Origin of the sequence: Mitsuokella sp. UBA4253 (assembly GCF_002395285.1) — a bacterium.
Classification (GTDB): Bacteria; Bacillota; Negativicutes; order Selenomonadales; family Selenomonadaceae; genus Mitsuokella; species Mitsuokella jalaludinii.
Genome location: NZ_DGWR01000011.1, coordinates 1 through 24,549 on the forward strand (window position 1 = coordinate 1; position 24,549 = coordinate 24,549).

General features: G+C 60.5%; 24 protein-coding genes. 14 read left to right on the top strand and 10 right to left on the bottom strand.

Annotated features, from left to right (window positions below; translation table 11 throughout):
* Nucleotides 1-48 precede the first annotated feature (48 nt).
* From B2X55_RS04935 to rpmH, 9 genes are all read right to left on the bottom strand, one after another.
* Nucleotides 49-951 (bottom strand): RluA family pseudouridine synthase, encoded by a 903-nt coding sequence (locus B2X55_RS04935; protein ID WP_286821109.1) that lies wholly within the window; start codon nt 949-951, stop codon nt 49-51.
* A gap of 65 nt (nt 952-1,016) precedes the next feature.
* Nucleotides 1,017-1,730 (bottom strand): 16S rRNA (guanine(527)-N(7))-methyltransferase RsmG, encoded by a 714-nt coding sequence (gene rsmG / locus B2X55_RS04940; protein ID WP_286821110.1) that lies wholly within the window; start codon nt 1,728-1,730, stop codon nt 1,017-1,019.
* A 14-nt stretch (nt 1,731-1,744) separates the two neighbouring features.
* A complete protein-coding gene (gene mnmG, locus B2X55_RS04945) occupies nt 1,745-3,655 on the bottom strand; it encodes a tRNA uridine-5-carboxymethylaminomethyl(34) synthesis enzyme MnmG (protein ID WP_286821112.1) in 1,911 nt (636 codons plus the stop codon).
* Nucleotides 3,656-3,692: 37 nt separating this feature from the next.
* On the bottom strand, nt 3,693-5,078 hold the full coding sequence (mnmE, locus tag B2X55_RS04950; protein WP_286821113.1) for a tRNA uridine-5-carboxymethylaminomethyl(34) synthesis GTPase MnmE: 1,386 nt from the start codon (nt 5,076-5,078) through the stop codon (nt 3,693-3,695).
* Between the two features lie 129 nt (nt 5,079-5,207).
* Nucleotides 5,208-5,999, bottom strand: a complete 792-nt coding sequence (gene jag, locus B2X55_RS04955; protein WP_286821114.1) for an RNA-binding cell elongation regulator Jag/EloR — start codon at nt 5,997-5,999, stop codon at nt 5,208-5,210.
* Nucleotide 6,000: 1 nt separating this feature from the next.
* A complete protein-coding gene (locus B2X55_RS04960; RefSeq protein WP_226868115.1) occupies nt 6,001-6,672 on the bottom strand; it encodes a YidC/Oxa1 family membrane protein insertase in 672 nt (223 codons plus the stop codon).
* A 48-nt stretch (nt 6,673-6,720) separates the two neighbouring features.
* Nucleotides 6,721-6,930: a membrane protein insertion efficiency factor YidD gene (gene yidD / locus B2X55_RS04965; RefSeq protein ID WP_036378769.1), complete on the bottom strand. Its 210-nt coding sequence runs from the start codon at nt 6,928-6,930 to the stop codon at nt 6,721-6,723.
* Between the two features lie 2 nt (nt 6,931-6,932).
* The gene (gene rnpA, locus B2X55_RS04970) at nt 6,933-7,373 is read right to left on the bottom strand and encodes a ribonuclease P protein component (RefSeq protein ID WP_082427673.1); all 441 of its coding nucleotides are present in this window, start codon (nt 7,371-7,373) and stop codon (nt 6,933-6,935) included.
* An 80-nt stretch (nt 7,374-7,453) separates the two neighbouring features.
* Nucleotides 7,454-7,588: a 50S ribosomal protein L34 gene (rpmH, locus tag B2X55_RS04975; RefSeq protein ID WP_005842699.1), complete on the bottom strand. Its 135-nt coding sequence runs from the start codon at nt 7,586-7,588 to the stop codon at nt 7,454-7,456.
* A gap of 423 nt (nt 7,589-8,011) precedes the next feature.
* On the opposite strand from rpmH, the gene dnaA reads away from it, so the two are divergent.
* From dnaA to htpX, 9 genes are all read left to right on the top strand, one after another.
* A complete protein-coding gene (dnaA, locus tag B2X55_RS04980; protein WP_055160485.1) occupies nt 8,012-9,460 on the top strand; it encodes a chromosomal replication initiator protein DnaA in 1,449 nt (482 codons plus the stop codon).
* 267 nt (nt 9,461-9,727) lie between these two features.
* A complete protein-coding gene (gene dnaN / locus B2X55_RS04985) occupies nt 9,728-10,840 on the top strand; it encodes a DNA polymerase III subunit beta (RefSeq protein ID WP_286821117.1) in 1,113 nt (370 codons plus the stop codon).
* A 48-nt stretch (nt 10,841-10,888) separates the two neighbouring features.
* Nucleotides 10,889-11,125, top strand: a complete 237-nt coding sequence (locus B2X55_RS04990; RefSeq protein WP_286821118.1) for an RNA-binding S4 domain-containing protein — start codon at nt 10,889-10,891, stop codon at nt 11,123-11,125.
* Nucleotides 11,126-11,132: 7 nt separating this feature from the next.
* Nucleotides 11,133-12,230, top strand: a complete 1,098-nt coding sequence (gene recF / locus B2X55_RS04995; protein ID WP_270528988.1) for a DNA replication/repair protein RecF — start codon at nt 11,133-11,135, stop codon at nt 12,228-12,230.
* 47 nt (nt 12,231-12,277) lie between these two features.
* On the top strand, nt 12,278-13,294 hold the full coding sequence (locus tag B2X55_RS05000) for a DUF721 domain-containing protein (protein ID WP_286821120.1): 1,017 nt from the start codon (nt 12,278-12,280) through the stop codon (nt 13,292-13,294).
* Between the two features lie 6 nt (nt 13,295-13,300).
* Nucleotides 13,301-13,567 carry an extracellular matrix regulator RemB gene (remB, locus tag B2X55_RS05005; RefSeq protein WP_036378618.1) on the top strand — a complete coding sequence of 89 codons (267 nt, stop codon included), beginning with the start codon at nt 13,301-13,303 and terminating at the stop codon, nt 13,565-13,567.
* A gap of 26 nt (nt 13,568-13,593) precedes the next feature.
* Nucleotides 13,594-15,660: a DNA topoisomerase (ATP-hydrolyzing) subunit B gene (gyrB, locus tag B2X55_RS05010; protein WP_278520046.1), complete on the top strand. Its 2,067-nt coding sequence runs from the start codon at nt 13,594-13,596 to the stop codon at nt 15,658-15,660.
* 275 nt (nt 15,661-15,935) lie between these two features.
* The gene (locus B2X55_RS05015) at nt 15,936-16,646 is read left to right on the top strand and encodes a YjbE family putative metal transport protein (protein WP_349678229.1); all 711 of its coding nucleotides are present in this window, start codon (nt 15,936-15,938) and stop codon (nt 16,644-16,646) included.
* 48 nt (nt 16,647-16,694) lie between these two features.
* Nucleotides 16,695-17,555, top strand: a complete 861-nt coding sequence (gene htpX, locus B2X55_RS05020; protein WP_036378626.1) for a zinc metalloprotease HtpX — start codon at nt 16,695-16,697, stop codon at nt 17,553-17,555.
* Between the two features lie 426 nt (nt 17,556-17,981).
* Here the strand turns inward: htpX and B2X55_RS05025 are convergent, their stop codons facing one another.
* Nucleotides 17,982-18,635: a prepilin peptidase gene (locus B2X55_RS05025; RefSeq protein ID WP_286821122.1), complete on the bottom strand. Its 654-nt coding sequence runs from the start codon at nt 18,633-18,635 to the stop codon at nt 17,982-17,984.
* Between the two features lie 206 nt (nt 18,636-18,841).
* Between B2X55_RS05025 and cpaB the strand changes: the two genes are divergently transcribed.
* From cpaB to B2X55_RS05050, 5 genes are all read left to right on the top strand, one after another.
* Nucleotides 18,842-19,906 (top strand): Flp pilus assembly protein CpaB, encoded by a 1,065-nt coding sequence (cpaB, locus tag B2X55_RS05030; protein ID WP_286821124.1) that lies wholly within the window; start codon nt 18,842-18,844, stop codon nt 19,904-19,906.
* Nucleotides 19,903-21,516 carry a type II and III secretion system protein family protein gene (locus tag B2X55_RS05035; protein ID WP_286821125.1) on the top strand — a complete coding sequence of 538 codons (1,614 nt, stop codon included), beginning with the start codon at nt 19,903-19,905 and terminating at the stop codon, nt 21,514-21,516. Before cpaB ends, B2X55_RS05035 begins: the two co-directional genes overlap by 4 nt.
* Before the next feature lie 18 nt (nt 21,517-21,534).
* Nucleotides 21,535-22,371 (top strand): AAA family ATPase, encoded by an 837-nt coding sequence (locus B2X55_RS05040; RefSeq protein ID WP_286821126.1) that lies wholly within the window; start codon nt 21,535-21,537, stop codon nt 22,369-22,371.
* An 80-nt stretch (nt 22,372-22,451) separates the two neighbouring features.
* Nucleotides 22,452-23,570 carry a P-loop NTPase gene (locus B2X55_RS05045; RefSeq protein ID WP_286821128.1) on the top strand — a complete coding sequence of 373 codons (1,119 nt, stop codon included), beginning with the start codon at nt 22,452-22,454 and terminating at the stop codon, nt 23,568-23,570.
* On the top strand, nt 23,567-24,532 hold the full coding sequence (locus B2X55_RS05050; protein WP_286821129.1) for a type II secretion system F family protein: 966 nt from the start codon (nt 23,567-23,569) through the stop codon (nt 24,530-24,532). The genes B2X55_RS05045 and B2X55_RS05050 overlap by 4 nt, the downstream gene beginning before the upstream one ends.
* Nucleotides 24,533-24,549: the final 17 nt, after the last annotated feature.

A 24,549-nucleotide genomic window follows, 5' to 3' on the forward strand; every position in this document is an offset into this window, starting at 1 on the left:
GGTTGCTTAAAGTTGTAAACTACTGATTCTCTATTATAAAAAGCATAGCTAGTATTTTATCACTGTTTCACGTGAAACAATATCGGGGCCGATGAGGTGACGCATGTCTTGGGGAACGGGGGTTTGTACTTGAATCTCTTTGCCGGTAAGAGGATGGCGGAAACACACGCGCCAGGCGTGCAGGGCCTGCCGCTTCATCCTATCACAAGGGCCGCCGTAAGCTGCGTCGCCTAAAAGGGGATGGCCTAGGGCGGAAAAGTGGACGCGGATCTGGTGGGTGCGGCCGGTCAGCAGGTGGAGTTTGAGCAGGGAATATGCAGGCCACGATGCGCTGACCTCGTACTCCGTCAGCGCACGCTTCCCATCTGCGCGCACCTGCCAGTGATTCGCCTTGCTCGTGTCGCGGCCGATGGGCATATCGATACGTCCCTTTTCCCGATTCAGCTGACCAGTCACTAGTGCCAAATACTCGCGGTAAATCTGGCCGTGACACTGCGTCATCGCGTGCTGGATGCGCGCCGATTTGGCGAGGATGACGATGCCCGTCGTATCACGGTCAAGGCGGTAGAGCGGATGGATGCCGGCCGCTTCTCCTCTGCGCCGGAAATAACCGGCCACTGCATGGACGAGCGTGTCGCGCGCTTCGCGATGCGTCGGATGGACGATCATCGCGGCAGGCTTATTGACGATCAGGAAGGCTTCATCCTCGTAGAGGATATCGAGCGGCAGGTCGACGGGCACGACGGGCGACGCTTCCTGCCAGAGCATCGTCAGCTCATCCTCTGCCTTGACGCGCAGGCGAGCATTGCGGACAGCCTTCCCGTTGACAAGGATCGTGCCGTTCCACTTGATGTGTTTCCAGAGCTTCGCCGAAAGCCCCAGTGTGGACGATGCAAGCTGACGGATTTCCCTGCCGTCATGGGCATCATCAACCGTATAAGAAATCTTCACCAGACGTCTCCTCTCTTTTAAAAATAAAAACGGGGCATGTTTCACGTGAAACATGCCCCGCTGCATTAAAGCGGATTCTTTGCCGGAGTGCCGGCCTTGCGCGGGTAGGCCTTCGGCGTCGGCATCGTTTTGGTCACGGTGATGATGGCGCGCTTGTCATCGAGGCCGGGCAGATGGACTTCGCGCATCTCCGTCTTGCTGCCGCCCATGACCTTGATGGCCTTGGCTGCTTCTTCGACTTCCTCGGCGTACGCTCTGCCCTTGAGCGCGAGGAAGTGGCCACCGCGCTTGATAAAAGGCAGGCAGTATTCGCAGAGGATGGGCAGCCTTGCGACGGCGCGCGAGACGGCAAGGTCAAACTGCTCGCGGTATTTTTTGTTGCGCGCCCCCTCCTCTGCCCTCGCGTGGACGCAGTCGACGCCTTCGAGGCCGAGCTCGTCGACGACGGTCTGCAGGAAATTGACGCGCTTCTTCAGGGAATCCATGAGCGTCAGCTTGGCATCAGGGCAGAAGATCTTGAGCGGCAAGCCCGGAAAGCCCGCGCCTGTACCGACATCGATTATCGATACCGCCCCGTGGAACAGTGCCGGATCGTAGGCCGAGAGCGAGTCGACCATGTGCTTGACGGCCACCTCGTGTTCCTCCGTGATGGCAGTGAGATTCATTTTCTCGTTCCACTCCACCAGCAGCTCATAGTAGCGCGTGAACTGCGCGAGCTGCGTCTCACTCAACGTCAGGCCGAAGGCCTCCGCTGCTTTCTTCATCTCATCTCGAAACATCGTGCTGCCCCCTCTCAATCCTTCTCGTTCTCTTCATCATGGACATCGCGAAGCCGCTTCTGCTGCTCGAGCCAGACGAGCAGCACCGAGACGTCAGCCGGCGAGACGCCGCTGATGCGGCCGGCCTGGCCGACCGAGCGCGGGCGGATGGCGGCGAGTTTCTCGCGCGCCTCATCGCGAAGGCTCGGCACATCTTGATAATCAATATCCTCTGGCAGGAGCTTCGCCTCGAGTTTCTCCATGTGCGCGACCTGCTCGAGCTGCTTCTTGATGTAGCCCTCGTATAGGATGGCAGTCTCGACCTGCTGGCGCACTTCCTTTGCGAGCTCCGGCAGCTCCGGATACGCGAGGCGCAGCTTCTCGTAGTCGACCTGCTGGCGGCGCAGGAGGTCGGCAAGCGGCTGCGCGCTCTTGATGGGCTCGATGCCGGCAGTCGTCAGGCGCTCATTCGTCTCCTGGCTCGGATTGATCGTCGTCTCCTTGAGCAATTTCATCGCTGCGTCGATGGCCGCTTTCTTTGCCGTGAAGCGCGCCCAGCGGTCATCCTTGACGAGGCCGACGCGCCGGCCGTACGGCGTCAGGCGCAGGTCAGCGTTATCCTGGCGCAGAAGAAGACGATATTCAGCACGGCTCGTCATGATGCGGTACGGCTCATTCGTCCCCTTCGTCACAAGGTCATCGATGAGCACGCCGATGTACGCCTCTGAGCGCTTGAGAATGAGAGGCTCTTGCTTCTTTATGAACATCGCCGCATTGATGCCGGCGATGATGCCCTGTGCCGCAGCCTCCTCATAGCCCGACGTGCCATTGGCCTGCCCCGCCGAGAAGAAGCCATGGATGGCCTTGAACTCCAGCGTCGGCTTGAGCTGCGTCGGGTCGATGCAATCGTACTCAATGGCATAGCCCGCGCGCATGACGTGCGCGTGCTCGAGGCCCGGTATCGTCTTGAGGAAGGCGAGCTGTACATCCATCGGCATGCTCGTGCTCATGCCCTGCACGTAGACTTCATTCGTGTGCAGTCCTTCCGGCTCAAGGAAGAGCTGGTGGCGGTCCTTGTCCGGGAAGCGCAGGATCTTTGTCTCGATGGACGGGCAGTAGCGCGGGCCGATGCCCTCGATGATGCCGTTGGCCATCGGCGCGCGGTCCATGTTGTCGCGCAGGATCTTGTGGGTCGCCTCATTCGTGTACGTCAGCCAGCACGGCACCTGCTCGCGCGTCTCTTCATCGCTCATGAACGAGAAGTTGCGCGCCTCCTCATCGCCCGGCTGGATCTGCATCTTCTCGTAATCGAGCGTGCGCGCATCGACACGGGCGGGCGTGCCCGTCTTGAAGCGCATGAGGCGGATGCCCGCCGCCTTGAGCGAATCCGAGAACTTCATCGCCGGGCGCTGTCCGTTCGGGCCGCCGCTGTAGGTATGCTCGCCGACGATGATGCGGCCCTTGAGGTAGGTGCCCGTCGCCATGATGATGGCCGGCGCAAGGTAGACCTCCCCCGTCTCGACGAGGACGCCGCGCACGGCCTTCTTGTCCTCGGTGAGCAGCAGGTCCGTGATGAGGATTTGCTTGACATCGAGGTTCTCTGTCTTCTCGCACGTCTCCTTCATCGTGAACTGGTAGAGCTTCTTGTCCGCCTGCGCGCGCAGCGCATGGACAGCGGGGCCCTTGCCCGTGTTGAGCATGCGGAACTGTATGCAGGTCTTGTCCGCATTGACGCCCATCTCGCCGCCGAGCGCATCGAGCTCGCGCACGAGATGGCCTTTGCCCGGGCCGCCGACCGACGGGTTGCAGGGCATCAGAGCGATATTGTCCATCGAGAGCGTCGCCAGGAGCGTCTTGCAGCCGATGCGCGCGGCGGCCAGAGCCGCCTCCACGCCGGCATGGCCAGCGCCGATGACGATGACATCGTATGATCCAGCGGTAAACAACGAAAATCCCCCTTATCTATATTAGGTATGAACTGATTTATTTGCCAATGCAGAACTTGCTGAAGATCTCATTGATGATATCCTCCCCGACCGTCTCGCCCGTGAGCTCGCCGAGCTTTTCCCAGGCAGAGCGCAGGTCGATGGAGATGAAGTCGAGGCCCATCGAGGCCTCTATCGTGCGGATGGAAGCCTCGAGGTGCTCGTCCGCCTGGCGCAGGATCTCGGCCTGGCGCGCGTCCGTGACAAAGGTGCCCTCCTGTCCGGCCTGCGTGCCTGCGTAGACCTTTGCGGTAATGGCATTCGTGAGGTCGGCGAGTCCATCCTGCGTGCGCGTCGAGATCGTGATGACGGTGACATCCTTTCCAGCGCGCTCCTGCAGCATCGCCGGTGTGACAACGGCTGCGAGGTCGTCCTTGTTGAGCAGCAGGATGGCTTCCCGCCCGCGGACGAGCTTCAGGATCTCCGCGTCCTCGCTGTCGAGCGGGCGCGAGGCGTCGAAGAGCGCGAGGATAAGCGAAGCCTCCTTGACATAGGAGCGCGCCTTCTCGACGCCGATGCGCTCGACGACATCGTCCGTCGCGCGGATGCCCGCCGTGTCGATGATGCGCAGCGGGATGCCGCCGACGTCGGCGTACTCTTCAATGGAGTCGCGCGTCGTGCCCGGCACATCCGTGACGATGGCCCGCTCCTCGCGGAGCAGGGAATTGAGCAGGCTCGACTTGCCAACATTCGGCTTGCCGATGATAGCCGTCAAGAGACCGTCGCGGAGAATCCGGCCGGCATGAGCCGTCTTCAATAGATTTGCGATTTTGTTGCGTATCTCAACCACATTTTTCTCGATATCGTACGTCAGGATATCGTCGACTTCATCCTCGGGGAAGTCAATCGCGGCCTCGATATGCGCAATCATGCCGAGGACGTCGTGGCGCATTGCCTGGATCTCCTTCGAGAAGTGGCCTGTCAGGTGGCCGGCCGCCATCGTCAGGGACGTCTCCGTGCGCGCCTGGATGATGTCCATGACGGCCTGCGCCTCTGAGAGGTCAAGACGCCCGTTGAGGAAGGCGCGCTTCGTGAACTCGCCACGCTCTGCCGGCCTTGCACCGGCCTTCCACGTGAGCTCCAACGTCTTGCGCAGTGTCATGAGGCCGCCGTGGCACTGCAGCTCCACGACATCCTCCACCGTGTACGAATGCGGCGCTAGCATGACGAGCGCCAGCGCCTCGTCGATGACCTTGCCCGCCTCATCCACGATATGGCCGTAGACGGCGCGATGGCTGCCCGCCATGACGAGCGGTTTGCCGTTCTTCGCCCGGAACACTTTGCCGGCCGTCTTCAGGGCATGCTCGCCGCTGATGCGGATGACGCCGATGCCGCCCTCGCCCTGCGGCGTCGCGATTGCACTGATCGTATCTCCCTGCTGCATACTGGGTCTCCTTTCTCAATCCTTGTCAAAAACTCCGTCAAATACATCAAAAAGGGCCTGCTCCCAGAAGGAGAAAGCCCTTTCACAGCTCTCTTATCTTGCTGTCTGCCTCCGGGAAACGAATCAGTCTTACTCGTTTTCCCGGCCGCGCTGGCTGCCTTCCGCCCGACGGCGGCGACGCGGCACGATGACGACGTAGCGGCGCGGCTCATCGCCGGCGCTGTACGTCGATACCTTGCGGCTGTCCTGCAGCGCCATGTGAATGATCTTGCGCTCATGGCGGTTCATCGGCTCGAGGTGGATCTCCTGGCCGATGCGGCAGGCCTTCTCTGCCAGATGGCCCGCGAGGCGCGTGAGCGTCTCCTCGCGGCGGGCACGGTACCCCTCGATATCGAGGAGCACGTGCAGGCGCTCGCCCGAAACGCCGCGGTTGGCCGCGAGATTCGTCAAGTACTGCAATGCATCGAGCGTCTGGCCGTGCTTGCCGATGAGGATGCCGAGGCTCTCGCCCTCGATCTGGAAGAGGACACCCTCCTCCGTCTCCGAGTGCTGCAGCTCGACCTCGATCTTCATCGCCGCAAAGACATCATCGAGGAACTTGCGTGCGCGCTCTTCCTGCTCTGCGAGCGAGACGTCCGGCTTGGCAGCCGTCTCCGTCGCTTCGGCCTCTTCTCCGAGGCGCGTCTCCAGCTCCGCCATATCGGCAGACGGGTCCTTTGCGTCGAGGTCTGCCGATGCGCTCGTATCGATCTCACGGACGCGGATGCGCGCATCCCTGCGGCCGATCAGGCCGAGGAAGCCGCGCGAAGGCTGCTCGAGCACTGTGTACTCCAGGCTCGCGGGCGCACAGCCGAGGTCCGAGGCAGCCGCGTCAAGCGCCGCCTCGACCGTCCGGCCGGTCCATTCCATGGTTTCTGCCATATCAGGCAGCCTCCTTTTTCTTGTCGTCGTTGCGGTACATCCACCACTGCTGCGCGATCTGGACGATGTTCATCGTGACCCAGTAGAGAACGAGACCGGACGGGAAGTTCAAGCTGATCCAACCGATGAAGAGCGGCATGACCGTCATCATGATCTTCATCTGCTGGTTCATCTCCGTCGTCGTCTGCTTCTGCTGCAGGAACGTCGTCAGAGCCGAGAGGACCGGCAGGATGTAGTACGGATCAGGATCCGACATGTTCGGCAGCCAGAGGAAGGCAGCCGACTCCGGCGTCGGATACGTGAAATTGTAGAGCGCGTAGTACATGCCCATGAGGATCGGCATCTGGATGAGCAGCGGCAGGCAGCCAGCCAGCGGGTTGACGCCGGCCTCCTTGTAGAGCGCGCCGACCTTCTGCTGCATGACCTGCGGATTGTCCTTGTACTTCTCCTGGATCTTCTTCATCTTCGGAGAGAGCTCCTGCATGGCCTTCATCGACTTGACCTGCTTGACCGTCAGCGGGTAGAGCAGCATCTTGATGAGGATCGTCAGCAGGACGATGGCCACGCCGTAGCTGCCGAAGCCTGCAAGGTCCGTCACATTATAGAGTGCCTGCAGCACAACGTGCAGGAGATTCTCGATCGGTTCGAATATCGTTCCAAAGAAACCCAATATATCACATCCTAATCTTCACAAAAATAACAGTATCACATACGCCCGGCCTCACGGCACGGGATCATAGCCGCCCTTGTGGAACGGGTGGCAGCGCAGGATGCGCTTGAGGGCCAGCCAGCCCCCACGCCGGGCTCCATAACGCTCGATGGCCTCGAGCGCGTATTCAGAACACGTCGGGACATAGCGGCAGGAAGGCGGGAACATCGGCGAAATGAATCCGCGATAGAACCGCACCAACAGAAGAAACAGTGTCTTCAAGCTCAGGACCTCTTTTGCCTTGCAGTCGATTTCCCAGACGACGCCTTGCGGGGCGCCGCATGCCTCGGCCCGTGAAAGGCGCGCAGGTCCTTCTTCGAGCCCTTGAAGATGCCCGCCTGCTGGCCGAGCTGCAGGAAAGCCCGCTCGACAACAGGGCACTTGACATCGACGATGGGCTTGCGGCCGACGAGCAAGAGAGCCGCATCCTCGCGGACGCGGTCCTGGTTCAGCCGGTACGTCTCGCGCAGCAGGCGCTTGACGCGGTTGCGCGTGACGGCACAGCCGAGCTTCTTGCCGGCGGCAAAGCCGACGCGCCCGCGCACCCCGTCCGACGGGAATACGTACAGCACAAAGTAGCGGTTCGCAAAGGAACGGCCACTGCGGTAGACACGTTGGAAATCACTGCGGCGCTTGATGATCCGTCTTCTCGGTAAGGTAAGCATTCGCATTTCCCCAAAATCCAATCAGTAGTAAAAACGGTAAAAGATAAGCAAAAAAGGCCACCGAAGTGACCTCATCCGATTTATGCCGAAAGCTTCTTTCTACCGCGCTGGCGTCTTCTCTTCAGAACGAGACGGCCGCCCTTCGTCTTCATGCGCTCACGGAAGCCATGGGTCTTCTTTCTCCAATGGTTGTTCGGCTGGAAAGTCTGTTTCATGTGTGTAACACCTCCTTCTGGATTTGTGTCTGAGACTAATTGGCTGTATAGAAGCATAGTATCAGATTTTAACTATGTCAAATTATAGACTACCGACTCGCGGCCTGTCAAGGATTTTCCCTTGTCTTTTTCCCGTCAGACTGTGGATATTTTCAGGCTTATGGCCACTTGCACACAGAAAAACTGTTGATAAGTCACGCTAGTTTTGATAAGATATTGTTGATTATTGTGCGGAAAACCCCATTGGTGCCCTGCGAGGCAAGGCTCGTAAACATAAGATACTGTAAGATATCATCCACATTTCCCGCCTCTATCCCAAGGAACGACTATACTTATCCACAGCTGTGGATAAAAATGTGGATAACGTTATGCACCTGTGGAAAAAGTTTCTACATATTCTAATAGCAGGAAAGGATTTTTTTCATGGAGCAGACACAGCTGCAGGCTGTCTGGGAGCAGATCCTCACCAAGATGAAGGAAACTCTCGCCGAGTCAGCCTTCAAGTGGTTCAAGTCGGTCAAGCCGCTCTCCCTGACCGACGACGGATTTGTCCTGAGCGTCCAGAACGACCTCGTCAAGGACTGGATCACCAGCCACTACCTCACGATCGTCGAGGACGCGGTCAGCGCCGTACTGGGCAGCAAGCACAAGGTGAGCTTCCAGGTCGTGCCCGAAGCACAGCCTGAAGTGGAGCCAGCCAAGAAGGAGACAGCTGGAGAAGAAGAGACGGCCGCCAGTCACAGCAGCAGCCGCAAGAAAGAAGACCCCAATCAGGGAAGCCTCTTCCAGGACCAGCCGCCCGCCCCTGTCGATAACGGCGACATGCACATCGTCGCGCCGGGCGACCGCTCGTCGCTGAACCCGAAGTACACCTTCGAGACGTTCGTGACAGGCAGCTCGAACCGCTTTGCCCATGCGGCCGCCATGGCCGTTGCCGAATCGCCAGGCAAGGTCTACAACCCGTTCTTCATGTACGGCGGCGTCGGCCTCGGCAAGACACATCTCATGCACGCCATCGGCAACCGCGTGCTGCAGAACCACCCCGAGATGCGCGTGCTCTACGTCTCGAGTGAGCAGTTCACCAACGAGATCATCCGCGCCATCCAGGAGGGCAAGGCCGAGCTCTTCCGCCAGAAATACCGGACGATCGACGTCCTGATGGTCGACGATATCCAGTTCCTTTCCGGCAAGCAGAGCACGCAGGAAGAATTCTTCAACACCTTCAACGCGCTGCACGTCGCCGACAAGCAGATCATCCTGTCGTCCGACCGCCCGCCGCGCGAAGTCCAGAAGCTCGAAGACCGCCTGCGCTCGCGCTTCGAGGGCGGCCTGATCACCGACATCCAGGCGCCTGACCTCGAGACGCGCATCGCCATCCTCAAGAACAAGGCGCTGCTCGACCACGTCGACGTGCCGAACGATGTCCTGATGTTCATCGCCAACCGCATCGACAGCAACATCCGCGAACTCGAGGGCGCCCTGACGCGCGTCGTCGCCTACGCTTCCCTCATCAAGAAGCCCGTCACGACAGATGTCGTCGCCGAGGCCCTCAAGGACGTCTTCCCGAACAACCATAAGAAAGAGGTCACGCTCGAAGTCATCCAGGAGATTGTCGCCACCTACTTCAAGATCCGCATCGAGGACCTCCATTCCAAGAAACGCACGCGCAGCATCGCCTTCCCGCGCCAGATTGCCATGTACCTCTGCCGCGAGCTCACCGACACCTCGCTGCCGCAGATCGGCAATTTCTTCGGCGGGCGCGACCACACGACGGTCCTGCACGCCTACGACAAGATCGCCAAAGAGCGCGAGGAAAACGCCAAGCTTCATAAGATCATCAAAGACCTCATCGAGAGCATCCAGAAGATGTAAATGCCCCACAGGTTGCCGTGGATAACCCTGTGGAGAAGCCTCTGGATTTCCTGTCGATGGATTGTGGATAACCGCTAGGGGAGATTATCACCGTGGATACTGTGGATAACCTCCCCTATTGTTATGAACAAGTTACCCACAGCCAACTGTGCGCTCCTGCAAAGCCTCAGGCGACTTATCCACTTTTCCACATGGCCTACTACTACGTCGGCTATTTATATAAATATTTTAGTTATATCATAAAAAAAAGAGAGAAGGCCCCAAAGTATGAAAATCACATGCAATAAGAACGAGCTCACCAATGCCCTGCAGATCGTCGCTCGCGCCGTAGCCAGCAAACCGCAGACCCCCATCCTCTCTGGCATTTACCTGAGAGCCGAAGGCACGACCTTGGAACTCCAGGCCACAAATTATGAGATTGGACTCGTCGCACGCATCGAAGCAGAGATCGAGGAAGCAGGCGAGCTGACCGTGGGTGGCCGTTATTTCCAGGAAGTTGTCCGCAAACTACCTGGAGAAAACGTCAAACTCGCATGCGCAGCCGATGAAAAGATCGTCCACATCGAGTCCGCCATGGCCAAGTTCACGCTGCTCTCCATGAACGCAGCCGAGTTCCCGACCATCCAGCCGCTCGAAGGCAATCTCGACTTCGCCATCAAGGACAATATCCTGCGCGACCTCATCAAGAAGACCGTTTTCGCCTGCAGCAACGATGAAGCAAGACCTGTCTTCACGGGCTGTTCCTTAGAGGTCACCGAAAACAAGGTCACGATGGCCGCCACGAACACACATCGCCTCTCCGTCAAGTCCGAGACATTTGACCAGAGCATCGGCAATATCAAGGTCATCATCCCCTCGCGCATCCTGCAGGAACTCCTGCACAACATGTCCTCGGACATCCCGACAGATGTCAAGATCTCCTGCTCCTACAACCAGATCAGCTTCTCGTTCGACAATCTCTACATGACCTCGCGCCTCATCGAGGGCCAGTTCCCGAACTACCGCGGCGTCATCCCGCCGGAGTTCGCGACGCACGTCAAGACGGACACCGCTTCTTTCGCCGCTGCTGTCGACCGCATCTCCCTTATCGCGAGAGCCGGTGTCTACAACACCATCAAGCTCGAGTTTGCCGGCGACCAGATCCACATCACCTCGAACAACCCGGAGATCGGCAACGCCGAGGAGTACATCCCCGCTGAGATCGACGGTCCGGACATCGCCATCGCCTTCAACGCACAGTACATCATCGACGTCCTCAAGAACATCGACAGCAAGACATGCCGCATCGGCCTCAACCAGCCGCTCTCCCCTGCTTCCATCCAGGAAGAGGACGACGACAGCTTTGTCTACATCGTGACGCCGGTCCGCACGAACCATTGACTTAGACTCCTGCGCTGAGCGCAGGAGGATTGCATAAAGGAGATACATATGAACATCGAAGAAGTCAAGATCGACACCGAAGAGATCCAGCTCGACCAGTTCCTCAAGTGGGCTGGCGTGCTCGCATCCTGCGGCGAGACGAAGACCCTGATCGCAGAGCGCCGCATCAAGCGCAACGGCGAAGTCGAGTCGGCGCGCCGCCGCAAGCTCCACGATGGCGATGTCGTAGAGGTCGAAGGACTCGGCGCCTGGAAAGTCGTCCATGAGGTTCACGAGAAAGGCTGAAACAGGAATGCATGTTCGTTCTTTAAAGCTGAGAAATTATCGGAACTATTATGAGCTCGAACTCGCCTTGCAGCCGGGCATCAACATCTTTCTCGGGCCGAATGCCCAGGGGAAGACGAATGTCATCGAGGCCATCTACTATGCCTCGCTCGGCCATTCGCACCGGACCCATCTCGATGCCGAGCTCATCCGCTGGGATGCTGCCGAGGGTTGCATCATCCTCGACTTCGACCGGCGCGGTGTGGCCAATCACCTCGAGTTCCAATTCAGCCGGGCGAAGCGCCGCCGCATCCTCCTGAACGGCCATCCCATTCGCCTCAAGGAGCTCATCGGCAGCATCAACACTGTACTGTTCTCGCCAGAGGATCTGTTCCTCATCAAAGGAGCGCCGGCCGGACGCCGGCGCTTTTTAGACGGCGAGATCTCGCAGGCGAGCCCTGCCTACTACCACGAGCTCATCGAGTTCAACCGCATCATCAGCCAGCGCAACACGCTCCTCAAGCGCATCCGCGAGCGCCGCGCCGACACCTCGATGCTGCCGCTCTGGGATGAGCAGCTCGTCACGAGCGCCGAGAAGATCGTCCGCAAGCGCCTCGAGGCCGTGCGCAAGCTCAATATGCTCGCCAATCTCATGCAGCGCCGCATCTCGAGCGATCAGGAGAACCTGACCGTCAGCTACGAGATACACGGCGGCGAGGACATGACAAAGCCCTTTGCTTCATGGTATAATGAAATGCTGAGGAAATCGCAGGAGACGGACATCCTGCGCGGTTCGACGAGCTACGGTCCCCACCACGATGACATCGTGCTGACGGTCAACGGCATCAACCTGCGCACCTTCGGCTCGCAGGGACAGCAGCGCACCGGCGTGCTCTCGCTGAAGCTGGCCGAGCTCGAGTTCCTGCGCTCCGAGACGGGCGAGTACCCCATCCTGCTGCTCGACGATGTCATGAGCGAGCTCGACGTCAAGCGGCGCCAGCAGCTCCTGCACTTCATCCGGCGCGAGCGCATCCAGACGCTCATCACGGCGACGGATGCCGCCTATTTCCCGGCAGAGGGCATGGGGCAGTACTACCATGTCCGCAGCGGTCAGATATCGACTTGACGATTTGACAGGATGTTGGAGTCAGGAGACAAGACGGAGGTGGCAGCATGGCGAAGCGCACACCGGGCCTCGAGAAGGTGGTCAGCATCATCCCGAAGGCCCTGCACGAGCTCGGCTCAAAGCAGGAGCGCGAGTTCTACCAGCACTGGGTGCTCTGGCACTGGGCCGACATTGTCGGCGAGGCATACGCAGAGAACGTCAAGGCCGTGCGCATCGAGCGCGGCTCACTCTACGTCTACTGCCGCAATGCCGCCTGGAGCAACGAGACGCGCTACCAGATGCCGCGCATCATCCAGCAGGTCAACAACTACGCGGGCGGCGAGATGGTCAAGGAAATCCGGTTCAGCCGCTTCTGGCGCGAGGAAGACTGGGCTCCGCAGCGGGCCGACGAGGAAAGGGCAGAGAAGGAAGTGCCAGAGGTCAATGTCGGCCACGAGCGGGCCAAGATGGTGCTCACGCCGGACGACCTAGCGGCCGCCGAGAAGATCGGCTCGGGCACAGAGGACGAGGACATCGCCCTCAAGGTCCGACAGCTCTACCGCAAAGACCGCCAGCTCGACAAGCTGCGCCTCGCGCGCGGCTGGAAGCCCTGTCCCACCTGCGGCCGTCTCAGACCGCCTCAGGCCGCCGCCTGCAGCCATTGCCGCAGGCAGGCAGGGGAAGATATACGCGCGCGGGTTCGCGCCGTCCTGCGGGACATCCCGTGGGCGCGCTGCAAGGAGGTCTGCGAGTACGTGCCTGAGTGCACGCCGCAGCTCCTCAACGAGCAGCGCGCCGCCCTCGTCCAGCTCATGGCCTCGAAGGTCGCGGCCAACGACCGCACGAGCATGGAGGCCAAGACACTCGTCATGCTCTACCGCTGCCTGCCGCCCGACAAGCTGACCGACGAGGCTGTCAAGCGGGCCCTCTACGAGCTGCGCTTCAGCATGTACTGGCCGCCCGGCTACACGCCGCCGAAGCGCTACGAGGCCATCCCGCTGCGCCGCGCCGCGAAGCGCCAGTACGGCAAGGGCCATCAGGAAGGCAACCCCAAGAGCAGCGGTGCAAGCGAAGAGAAAGGATGAGGCAGCATGTTCCTGCATCTCGGCAATGATGTCTCCGTGCGCACGCGCGACATCATCGCGATCTACGACTACGTGGGATTCTTCGTCAAGGATAATCCAGACAACAAGCGCTACTTCGCGCGGTGCAAAGCCGAGGGGAAGGTGTGGCGGACGACGGCTTCGATGGACCTCGTCAAGTCCATCGTCATCACGAAGGACAGGATCTATCTGTCCGGCATCTCCACACTCGCCCTCAAGAACCGCACGCGCGCGATTTACGATATGGGTAAGTAACGACTAAAAGGGAGCAAAGAGTTTTTATGGCAAACGATAACGATAAGAAATCCATCGACCTGACTTTGACGCCGGATGATCAGCCGGAGGCTGCTCCTGCGCCGCAGCAGGAGGCCGAGGACCTCACGGATAAGGACCTCGACACGACGGGCGTCGAGATCCACACGGATGAGTCGAGCGCCGAAGTCACGGCTGTCGAGGCCGACTACGGCGCCGAGCAGATCCAGATCCTCGAGGGGCTCGAGGCTGTCCGCATGCGCCCGGGCATGTACATCGGCAGCACGAGCGAGCGCGGCCTGCACCATCTCGTCTACGAGGTCGTCGACAACTCCATCGATGAGGCGCTCGCCGGCTACTGCGACCACATCGACGTGACGATCCACAAGGACAACAGCATCACGGTCGTCGACAACGGCCGCGGCATCCCGGTCGACATGCACGAGAGCGGCAAGCCGGCCGTCGAGGTCGTCCTGACCGTCCTGCACGCGGGCGGCAAGTTCGGCGGCGACGGCTACAAGGTGTCGGGCGGCCTGCACGGCGTCGGCGTTTCCGTCGTCAACGCCCTGTCGACGAGCATGGAAGTCCAGGTCAAGCGCGACGGAAAGATCTACGAGATCGCCTTCAAGCGCGGCGTGACGACGAAGCCGCTGACAGTCGTCGGCACGACGGCAGAGACGGGGACGCGCGTCCACTTCGTGCCGGACCCGGAGATCTTCTCGGTCACGACGTACAGCTACGAGACGCTGCGCCATCGCCTGCGCGAGCTCTCCTTCCTCAACCACGGCATCACGATCGGCCTGCACGACGAGCGCGTCGAGCCTGTCCGCAGTGAGTCGTTCCACTTCGAGGGCGGCATCAGCTCGTTCGTCGAGCACCTCAACCGCAAGAAAGAAGTGCTGAACCCCGAGCCCATCTACTTCAACGGCGTCAAGGACGCGACTGTCGTCGAGATCGCCATGCAGTACAACGACAGTTACCAGGAGAATATCTACTCCTTCGTCAACAACATCAACACGGAAGAGGGCGGCACGCACCTCGCCGGCTTCAAGCTCGCGCTGACGCGCGCAGCCAATGACTTCGCGCGCAAGCAGGGCATCCTCAAGGACAAGGACTCCAACCTCTCGGGCGACGATGTGCGCGAGGGCCTGACCTGTGTCATCAGCCTCAAGATCCGCGAGCCGCAGTTTGAGGGACAGACGAAGACGAAGCTCGGCAATTCCGAGGTCCGCGGCATCGTCGACTCTATCGTCACGGAGGGCCTCTCCGAGTACTTCGACGAGAACCCGGCCATCACGAAGCGCATCATCGAGAAGGCCATCATGGCCTCCCGTGCGCGCGAAGCCGCCCGCAAGGCACGCGAGCTCACGCGCCGCAAGAACGCCCTCGAGGTGTCGAGCCTGCCGGGCAAGCTCGCCGATTGCTCCGTCAAAGATCCGGAGCAGGCCGAGATCTACCTCGTCGAGGGTGATTCCGCAGGCGGCTCCGCCAAGCAGGGCCGCGACCGCCGCTTCCAGGCCATCCTGCCGCTGCGCGGCAAGATCCTCAACGTCGAGAAGGCACGTCTCGACAAGATCTTCGCCAATGCCGAGATCCGCACGATGATCACGGCCTTCGGCACGGGCATCAGCGAGGACTTCGACCTCTCGAAGCGCCGCTACGGCAAGATCATCATCATGACTGATGCCGATGTCGACGGCGCCCACATCCGCACGCTGCTCCTCACGTTCCTCTACCGCTACATGAAGCCGCTCATCGAGCACGGCCACGTCTACATCGCCCAGCCGCCGCTCTACCAGATCCGCAAGGGCAAGAAGCACTGGTACACCTACAGCGACGATGAGCTCGCAAGAAAGCTCGACGAAGTCGGCCGCGACGGCGTGACCGTCCAGCGCTACAAAGGCCTCGGCGAGATGAACCCAGAGCAGCTCTGGGAGACGACGATGGACCCGGAGGGCCGCACGATGCTGCGCGTCGAGATGGAGGACGCCGAAGAAGCCGACGAGCTCTTCACCATCCTCATGGGCGACAAGGTCGAGCCGCGCCGCCAGTTCATCGAAGAGAACGCCAAGCTCGTGCGCAACCTCGATATCTGATTTTTTGACGTTTCTCTTGTCAAACACGACGAAATATGCTATATTGAGCATACGATATACGAGTACTTCCAACAGGGGGAGTAGCTGAACGGCCACCATCGTCAGGACGGAGCAATCCCGGTGCGGCCGGCGCTAGCAAGCAAGACCCTGCCCTATCACCGCCATTTTCGGCGGCGCATAGGGCAGGGTTTTTCGTATACGCTGTAGAACTCTATCAAGAAGAGCCCCTGCCAGCTGGGCAAGAGCTCGGAAGCATAGGGATTTATCTTAGGGGAGTGAATCGATTGGAAAATTTCTTTGCGGGGATGTTCTCGCCGGAATGGCTCGCAGCGCTCTCGGGCATCTTGCTGCTCGACCTGCTGCTCTCCGGCGATAACGCCATCCTCATCGCCCTGGCCTGCAAGAACCTGCCGCATGAGATGCGCCGCAAGGCCATCATCGTCGGCGGCCTCGGCGCCGTCTTCGTGCGCATCGTCTGCACGCTCTTTGCGACAGGGCTGCTCGCCTCGCCGTACATCGAGTTCATCGGCGGAGCCGCTCTCGTCGTCATTGCTGTCAAGCTCGTGACCGACCACAGCGACGGGCGCGTCGAGGACGGCGGCAGCCACCCGACTACCTTCGGCCAGGCCGTGCGCACGATCCTGATTGCCGACTTCATCATGAGCATCGACAACATCCTCTCGCTCGCCGGCGTCGCCAACACCGTGCCAGAGGGCAAGTGGAGCCTGATCATCTGCGGCCTCATGATCTCCATCCCCATCGTCCTGTTCGGCGCTCAGATCTTCCTGATGATCATGCTCAAGGTCCCCGCCCTGATTTACCTTGGCGCTGGCATCCTCGGCATGACAGCCGCCGAGCTCATGACCGAGGACAAGGCGCTCGGCATCTACCTCGCCCCCTACGCCCTCGAGCTCAAAGTCATCTTCGTCATCGCCGTCTTGCTCATCGGCTACGCCATCAACCGCCGCCGCGAGCAGCAGAGTTAATCAAGCAATAAATAAACGAGATATATCCTAGGAGGGATTATCATGAATATGAACAATATCAAGACCGTGATGCTCATGGTCCTCATGGCCGTCATCATGATGCTCATCGGCGGGCTCGTCGGCGGCCGCACCGGCCTCACCGTCATGCTCTTCTTCTCCATCGCCATGAACATCTACAGCTACTGGTGCAGCGACTCACTCGTCCTGCGCTGGAGCGGCGCCCAGGAAGTCACCCGCGAACAGGCACCGCAGCTCTACGACCTCGTCGAGAAACTCGCGAGCCGCGCCGGCCTACCCATGCCGCGCGTCTGCATCATCGACGCCGATGAGCCGAATGCCTTCGCCACCGGCCGCAACCCCGAGCACGCTGCCGTTGCCGTCACCACCGGCATCATGCGCGTTCTCGACTACAACGAGATCTCCGGCGTCCTCGCCCACGAGCTCGCCCACGTCAAGAACCGCGACATCCTGACCTCCACCATCGCCTCCATGATGGCCACCGTCATCTCCTACGCCGCCCAGTTCTTCATGTTCTTCGGCGGCTCCAGCGACGATGATGACGGCGTCAACCCGATTGCCGCCATCGCCATGATGATCCTCGCCCCGATCGCCGCCATGCTCATCCAGATGGCCATCTCCCGCTCCCGCGAGTACGAAGCCGACCACGACGGCGGCGAGATCTGTGGCAACCCCAACTACCTCGCCGACGGCCTCGAGAAGATCGAGTACTACGTCACCCACTCCCCTGAGACACTGCCAGACGCCAAGCCGGCCACAGCCAACATGTACATCGTCAACCCATTCGAAGGCACCGGCAAAGCCCTGACCAAACTCTTCAGCACCCACCCCGACACCGCCGACCGCATCGCTCGCCTGCGCGAACAGGCCAGAGAAATGCGCGTCTACTGATTGAATCGAATATCGAGTATAAAAAACGAGGTACCGTAACGGTACCTCGTTTTGCATTTCAGCTATGGTAATCAAAACCCCACTAGGCAATAGCCCGCAGGGCTGAGCCAACACAAGCCCCTCAACAACGCCACCATGTCAACCTACGAACAACGCCTCCATCCTCTCGCCTTCTCGCATTGCAGCATCCTCACCCTAGATGCCACGATGTCACACAGACGTACCTAGGGCCGGGGGATGTATTTCGCCTGCAGGAGCGCAGCGATTGCCCGCAGGGCTGAGCCCTGCTGCTCATCCGCCTAGCCACACGATGTCAGAACGCCGCGGCAGGCGGCGAACCCGCCTCAAAGGCAAAACGCATCATAGGGCTCATTCAGCGGAGCGACGAAGCCGAAATACATCCCCGGCCCCCTTGCTGCACGTACCTCACAGCAGCGTAAACAGCAGCGCGCTGATCGTGAAGTATGGCCCGTAGGCGAAGAAGTCTCCCTTCTTGCGCTTTCCTGTCGCCAGCATTATGAGCGCAGCCATCCCCCCGAGCACGATGCCCGCGATGACGACCGTCATGAGCATATCCGATCCGAGCCAGAGTCCGAGCGCCGCGACGAGCTTGATATCCCCGCCGCCGATGCCGCCCTTTGTCAGCACCGCCAGCACGAGGAACACGATGCCGCCCACAGCTGCTGCCATCAGGTGGTCCGTCAGCACGCGGTCGAGCAGCGGGACCGAGATGAGCCCCATGACCGCAAACGGTATGAGCATGCGGTCAAAGATCACGCGCTGTTCGAGGTCCGTCCACGTGTAGAGCACCATGAAGTACTGGAAGATCATCAGGAACACGAGCTTTGCCAGATGCACGTACGGCAGCTCCAGCATCGTGAAGCAGAACAAGAAGCCGATGCAGACCGCAAAGCGCCCCGGCCGCCTTTTCTCCTGCTCCTCGATGCGGTCCGGGAAGCTTAGCAGCCCCTCCTCATTTTTCGCTCTGCGGTAGCTCGCCGCAATCCAGCGGCTGCCGAGCAGTCCGCCGCCCACAGCCAGCAGCACCGAGAGCAGGCATTTCATCACGATAAATATCATCAGAAACACTCCCTTTTCACAAAAAGTGCAGTATGCTGCCCCTATCCTAGCAAAAACGAGAGAAAAGGTCAAAATTTGCAAGAACAAATCGTGCTTGATATGATATACTAAGTACTATGATGATAAAGCAAAATGGCGAAGTGTTTTGCCTGGCGGGCAAGGCATGATTGCAGCAACAAATGAGAATGAAGTAAGGGAATGGCAGTATGGCAAATCAGATGAAGCCCGTGGAGCGCATCCGTGAGTTCCTCGACAAAATCACATATCGTCAGTGGGTCGTGGCAGCAGGTGTCGTCAGCATCCTGCTCGGCCTCATGGTCTATTTTGCGATGTCCGGCGACGACGAGAAAGCGGCCGAGAAGCCGCAGACGAACCTCGTGCAGGTCGTCGCCGCCAAGCAGGACATCCCCGAGCGCACCGTCGTCAAGGAAGACATGCTCAAGGTCGTCGAGGTCCCGAGCGAACTCGTGCCTGAGGGCGCCTTCCGCGACGTCGCCGATGCCGTCGATCACCCGACGAGCACCGCGATACAGCAAGGCGACATCATGACCTCGCGCAAGGTCTACGTCGACATCCGCATGGCGGGCTTCACGGGCATCATCCCGCCTGACTGTCGCGCCGTGACCATCCCGATAAACGATGTCACCGGCGTCTCAGGATTCGCGCATCCGGGCGACTACGTCGACATCATGGTCATCACCGGCACGAAGGAGAACGGCGTCAACGGCCGCATCATCCTGCAGGACGTCCTCCTGCTCGGCATCAACCACACGGCTGACCTGCCGAACACGCCGACAGGCGACAGCAGCAAGAAGGACGGTGACAAGAAGGATGACGCGAGCGCCCAGAACGTCGGCAGCGTCAACACAAAGGCATCGAGCGATACGATGGCCACCGCCACCGTCGCCCTGAAGCCAGCCGACGCCTTAAAGCTCGCCGCCGCCTCGCAGGAAGGCACCCTGTACCTCGTCCTGCGCCCGTTCAAGCCGCGCGACATGTACACGTTTGACACCGACTATGCAGGCGTGCCGCAGGGCAATGGCCAGTCTGCTTCGAGCTCGAGTGCTCCGAGTGCTCCGCAATCCGCTCCAGCACCGTCTTACAGCGCACCGTCGCCCACTCCGAGTGCTCCAAGCACGGGCGGCTACAGCGCGCCGAGCAGTGCCGGCAGTTCAGGAAGTTCTGGCGATTCGGCCAGCTCGATGCCCGTCCTCGGGCGGACCATCGAGGTCATCCGCGGTGTGACATCGACGAGGGAGGGAGTCCAATGAGAAACGCCATCTACGGCCTGACTGCCACGACAATCGCAGCGGCCGCCATCCTCTCCCCGGCTCCTGCCTACGCGCAGTTCACGCCGCTTTCCATCGACCTCAATCAGTCGTACTACCTCAACACGGGCCGCAGTATCACGCGCGTCGCCATCGCCAATCCGAAGATCGCTGACGTGAGCCTCGTGGACGGCACGTCACTCAATGTCATCGGCATCTCGCCGGGCACGACGACACTCAACGTCTGGGCGTCGAACGGCTACCGCTACGAGTACCGCATCACCGTTTCCAACCAGGATTCCGGACTCGCCAAGATCATCGAGGACGCCATCGGCCTGCCAGACGTCCGCGTCCAGATGATCGGCGGCAAGGTCCTGCTGCGCGGCACGGTCAAGAACCAGTATGAACGCGACCTCGCCTACAAGATTGCCAGTCTCTATGCGGGCGGCGGCAGCGCCGCGCCGAAGTCGTCGAAGGGCGGCTCCTCGGGCGCAGCGAGCTCGGGCGGCCTGCAGTCGCTCGGCTCGAACATCGGCTCGTCTGAAGACACGCGCGGCGATGTCGACGACTCTGTCGTCAACATGCTCGAAATGACGAATCCCGATCAGATCAACATCGAGGCGATGTTTGTCGAGATCAGTGCCAACGACGCCAAGAGCCTCGGCATCAACTACATGTCGCAGGACATGAGCGGCGACAATGACGACGGCATCTCAATGAACCCAGCTGGCACCTTCTTTGCTGGCGAGTCGTACGGCCGCCAGCGCGACGGTGGCAGCCATTGGTACAACCGCAACTGGCTCTTCACCCACTTCTCGAAGGTCAACGCCGAGATTCACGCGCTGATCGAGAACGGCAAGGCCCGCGTCGTCTCGCGCCCGAATGTCACGACGATGAGCGGCAAGGATGCCAAGATCCTCATCGGCGGCGAGATTCCGTACCAGACAGCCAACGGCTTCGGCGCGACCTCGACCGACTACAAGGAGTACGGCATCGGCCTCGACCTGCACGCCCCGACTGTTGACCGCGACGGCAACGTCACGACAGAGCTCGAGACACAGGTCAGCCGACTCGACTGGAACAATGCCGTCACCAAGGACGGCTACAAGATGCCTGGCATCGCGACGCGCTCCGCTTACACGACTGTCAACATCCCTTCGGGCATGACGATGGTCATCGGCGGCCTCTTGAACTCCGACGATGCCAACACCATCCAGAAAGTCCCCCTGCTCGGCAACATCCCAATCTTAGGCGAGCTCTTCAAGTACCACAACAAGTCGCGCCAGAGGACCGAGATCGTCGTTCTGATCACGCCGCGCGTCGTCAGTGAAGAGACACCGGCACGCATGTCGCCTGACATGGAAGACGCCTACAACGATAGCCGCCGCGAGGTCCGCGACATGAAGCAGGTAGATATCAACGGCGACATCCCCGAGAAGTCGAACGAGCAGCTGGCCAAAGAGGCGAAAGAAGCCGCCAAGGCTGCCAAGAAAGCGGCCAGAGCACAGGCCAAGGCTCCTGCCATCGACCAGCCCGCCGCGCCCACGGCCGACCTGCCGGGCGACCGCATCAAGGCGACCGCCCGCGACATCCTCGACCGCATGGATAAGTAAGTGAAAGGAACGATGCCCATGTCAACAGAATCACGGCCGACGCCGGTCAACGGCATTGTCATCACCTTTTTCAGCACGGCTTCGGCCGTCGGCAAGACGCTCGTCGCCTGCAACATGGCTTCGGAGCTGGCCCGCGAGGGCTACCGCGTCTGCCTAGCCGACTTTGACCTGCAGTTTGGCGATGTCTGCCACTTCCTGAAGCTCCAGCCTTCTAAGACCCTGGCCGACCTTCAGCGCACGATGCAGGTCGAGGGCGATTCGTGCCGCGCCGAGGACTTCCTGACGCCGTACGAGCGCGAGGGTGTCCACTTCGATGTGCTCGCCGCGCCGAAACTGCTCGAAGAGGCCTACAACATCCATCACGAGTACGCCGTGCGCGCCGTGCGCAACCTGCAGCCGCATTACGACTACATTCTCGTCGACATGGCCTCGATGTTCAGCACGCTGAATCTCGCCATGCTCGACCTCTCCACAATCGTGACATTCCTAGGGATTGTCGACTTCCTGCCGACGATAAAAAATATGAAAATAGGTATGGACACGCTCAAAACACTGGGTTATGATAAGAACAAGATACGACTCGTTTTAAATCGAAGTGATGCCAAGACGCGCATCCGTCTCGCAGACGTCCAGAACCTCCTCGGCGAGCCCTTCTACCACATCCTGCCGAACGACTTCCGCGCCGCAAGCACCTCGATACGAGACGGCATCCCGCTCGTCCTGGCGCCGCAGAAGACGGCCCTCGGCGATGCTTTAAGAGCCCTCGTCGGCCGCTACACCAACCACAGCAGCACGCCCGCCGAGACCGAGGCTCAGAAACAGGAGTCATCCTGGCTCAGCCGCATCTTCAGCTAACCTTGGGGGACCGCGCAAGCGGCGGATGTGGTTGTGTTGCATGTAGTTAGAGAAAGGAGGCATTCCCGATGTACCGTGTCATGCTGGTCGAGAAAGACCGCCTGATGCTCGAGAAGCTCAGCGCTGTCATCGAGCGCACGCCGAACTTTTCCATGGCCGTGCGCTACCAGAACAAGCAGGACGCACTGGGCCAGGGCCGCATGTTCGACCCGAACCTCATCCTGCTCGACATTGACGACGAGAATGCCGTCCCCCTGATCGAGGACTTCCACAAATCCTACCCGAGTGCCGACATCCTCGGCATGGCGGCTGAGTGGCGCCCCGAGAGCGCGACGCACCTCATCGGCGCAGGCGCGCGCGGCTGCCTCATCAAGCCGTTCACCGGCGTCGAGCTGCAGGAGGCCGTGCGCGAATTCGTCACGGAGGGCAGCGAGAAGGACTGCGAGACGCTCGTCTTCTTCAGCCCCAAGGGCAAGAGCGGCAAGACGACGCTCATTGCCAACCTCGCCGAGGCCCTGGCGCGCCGCACGCACGAACAGGTCGGCATCATCGACGCAGACCTGCAGTTCGGCGACATGGCGGTCTTCTTCAACCTCACGCCGCAGTCGACCATCGTCGAGGCGGCCCGCGACATCCGCTTCCTCTCGCCGGTGACGCTCAAGCGCTACTACATGCCCGTCTCCGAGCGCGTCCACGTGCTCTGCGGCACGACGAAGCCGAACTACATCGACAAGGTCTCCATCCCGCAGTTCGAGAACATCATCCGCATGTCGCGGAGCCTCTTCCGCTACCTGCTCATCGATGTGCCGCCGGGCTTCAACCCGACCTCCATCGCCGCTGCGGAGAACTCCACCGTGACGTATCTCTGCGCGATGATCAACGGCGCCTACGAGATGGACCACATGCGCCGCGCACTGGCCATCTTCCAGGACTGGGACGATGCCGACGAGCGCGCCAAGGTCATCTTCACGCGCGTCTCGCCGTGCACCGAGCAGAAGCGGCGTGAGCTCGAAAATGAGCTCGGCCATCCCGTGGCGGCCATCATCCCGAATGAGTACCTCGTCGTCTCGCAGGCCGCCGACAACGGCCAGATGGCGACCGAACTGCAGCCGGACAACCCGCTCGCCAAGAGCGTCGACCGGCTCGCCGAGCAGATCATCGGCAGCCGCGCGCCGCAGGCCGCGAGGTGGTCGTCATGAGGCCGCTTCTCGCCGTACTCGTCGCCGCCCTCTGTTTCGGCCTGCTCGTCGGCCTGCTCTCCATCCGTTCGCGTGCGAAAAAAGAGCACGCGATGACGGAGCGCCTCAACTACTTTGCAGGCGTCCGCCAGGAAGAGCGGCCGCAGCGCAAGCTCACGCCGAAGGCACTGCTCTACAGCTGCATCGAGGCCCTTGCAAAGGGACTCGGGCGGCTGCAGCAGGGCCGCCGCATCGAGCTGCTCATGCAGCAGGCCGACTGGCCGATACGCGGCACGGAGTTTGAGGCCATCCTGCTCCTCTGGGGCGGGCTTGTCGGCCTCATCACCTTCCTCGTGACGCTAAAGGGCGCCATGTTCTTCGCCGGAGCCCTCGCGGGCATACTGATGGGCCTGGCCCTCTTGGGGCTGCGCATCCGCAGGCGGCGCAAGAAATTCACGAACCAGCTCGGCGACATGCTGACGATGGTCGCGAACGCTCTGCGCGCAGGCTTCAGCTTCATGCAGGCCTTCGAGCTCATCTCCCGCGAGATGGACGCCCCGATGGGCCGCGAAGTCCAGCTCGTCGTCAACGAGGTCAACCTCGGCAACACACTCGAGTCCGCGCTCGACAACATGCAGCGCCGCGTCGCCAGCCCCGACTTCGAACTCGTCGTCACCGCCGTGCTCATCCAGAGACAAGTCGGCGGCGACCTCGCCAGTATCCTCGATACCATCAGCGAGACAATCGCAGAGCGCGTCAGGATGCGGCGGGAGGTCATGGCATTGACGGCGCAGGGAAGGGCCTCTGGATGGGTATTAGCAGCTATCCCCGTTGGACTCTTTATCATCCTGTACATGATGAGTCCTAATTATTTGAGCCCGCTGCTTGATACAGAGATTGGTCAGATGTGCATCGTTGGGGCACTTATCTTAGAAGTGATTGGTTTTTTCATTATCCAGCGTATTGTTAATATCAATATCTAGTAACTTTCTTGAAGGAA

What these genes read in the sequence shown, in the direction of transcription:
- rsmG (WP_286821110.1), bottom strand. Translation starts at nt 1,730, where the DNA reads ATGTTTCGAGATGAGATGAAGAAAGCAGCGGAGGCCTTCGGCCTGACG.
- mnmE (WP_286821113.1), bottom strand. Translation starts at nt 5,078, where the DNA reads ATGCAGCAGGGAGATACGATCAGTGCAATCGCGACGCCGCAGGGCGAG.
- jag (WP_286821114.1), bottom strand. Translation starts at nt 5,999, where the DNA reads ATGGCAGAAACCATGGAATGGACCGGCCGGACGGTCGAGGCGGCGCTT.
- rnpA (WP_082427673.1), bottom strand. Translation starts at nt 7,373, where the DNA reads ATGCTTACCTTACCGAGAAGACGGATCATCAAGCGCCGCAGTGATTTC.
- rpmH (WP_005842699.1), bottom strand. Translation starts at nt 7,588, where the DNA reads ATGAAACAGACTTTCCAGCCGAACAACCATTGGAGAAAGAAGACCCAT.
- dnaA (WP_055160485.1), top strand. Translation starts at nt 8,012, where the DNA reads ATGGAGCAGACACAGCTGCAGGCTGTCTGGGAGCAGATCCTCACCAAG.
- dnaN (WP_286821117.1), top strand. Translation starts at nt 9,728, where the DNA reads ATGAAAATCACATGCAATAAGAACGAGCTCACCAATGCCCTGCAGATC.
- B2X55_RS04990 (WP_286821118.1), top strand. Translation starts at nt 10,889, where the DNA reads ATGAACATCGAAGAAGTCAAGATCGACACCGAAGAGATCCAGCTCGAC.
- recF (WP_270528988.1), top strand. Translation starts at nt 11,133, where the DNA reads ATGCATGTTCGTTCTTTAAAGCTGAGAAATTATCGGAACTATTATGAG.
- B2X55_RS05000 (WP_286821120.1), top strand. Translation starts at nt 12,278, where the DNA reads ATGGCGAAGCGCACACCGGGCCTCGAGAAGGTGGTCAGCATCATCCCG.
- remB (WP_036378618.1), top strand. Translation starts at nt 13,301, where the DNA reads ATGTTCCTGCATCTCGGCAATGATGTCTCCGTGCGCACGCGCGACATC.
- gyrB (WP_278520046.1), top strand. Translation starts at nt 13,594, where the DNA reads ATGGCAAACGATAACGATAAGAAATCCATCGACCTGACTTTGACGCCG.
- htpX (WP_036378626.1), top strand. Translation starts at nt 16,695, where the DNA reads ATGAACAATATCAAGACCGTGATGCTCATGGTCCTCATGGCCGTCATC.
- B2X55_RS05025 (WP_286821122.1), bottom strand. Translation starts at nt 18,635, where the DNA reads ATGATATTTATCGTGATGAAATGCCTGCTCTCGGTGCTGCTGGCTGTG.
- cpaB (WP_286821124.1), top strand. Translation starts at nt 18,842, where the DNA reads ATGGCAAATCAGATGAAGCCCGTGGAGCGCATCCGTGAGTTCCTCGAC.
- B2X55_RS05035 (WP_286821125.1), top strand. Translation starts at nt 19,903, where the DNA reads ATGAGAAACGCCATCTACGGCCTGACTGCCACGACAATCGCAGCGGCC.
- B2X55_RS05040 (WP_286821126.1), top strand. Translation starts at nt 21,535, where the DNA reads ATGTCAACAGAATCACGGCCGACGCCGGTCAACGGCATTGTCATCACC.
- B2X55_RS05045 (WP_286821128.1), top strand. Translation starts at nt 22,452, where the DNA reads ATGCTGGTCGAGAAAGACCGCCTGATGCTCGAGAAGCTCAGCGCTGTC.
- B2X55_RS05050 (WP_286821129.1), top strand. Translation starts at nt 23,567, where the DNA reads ATGAGGCCGCTTCTCGCCGTACTCGTCGCCGCCCTCTGTTTCGGCCTG.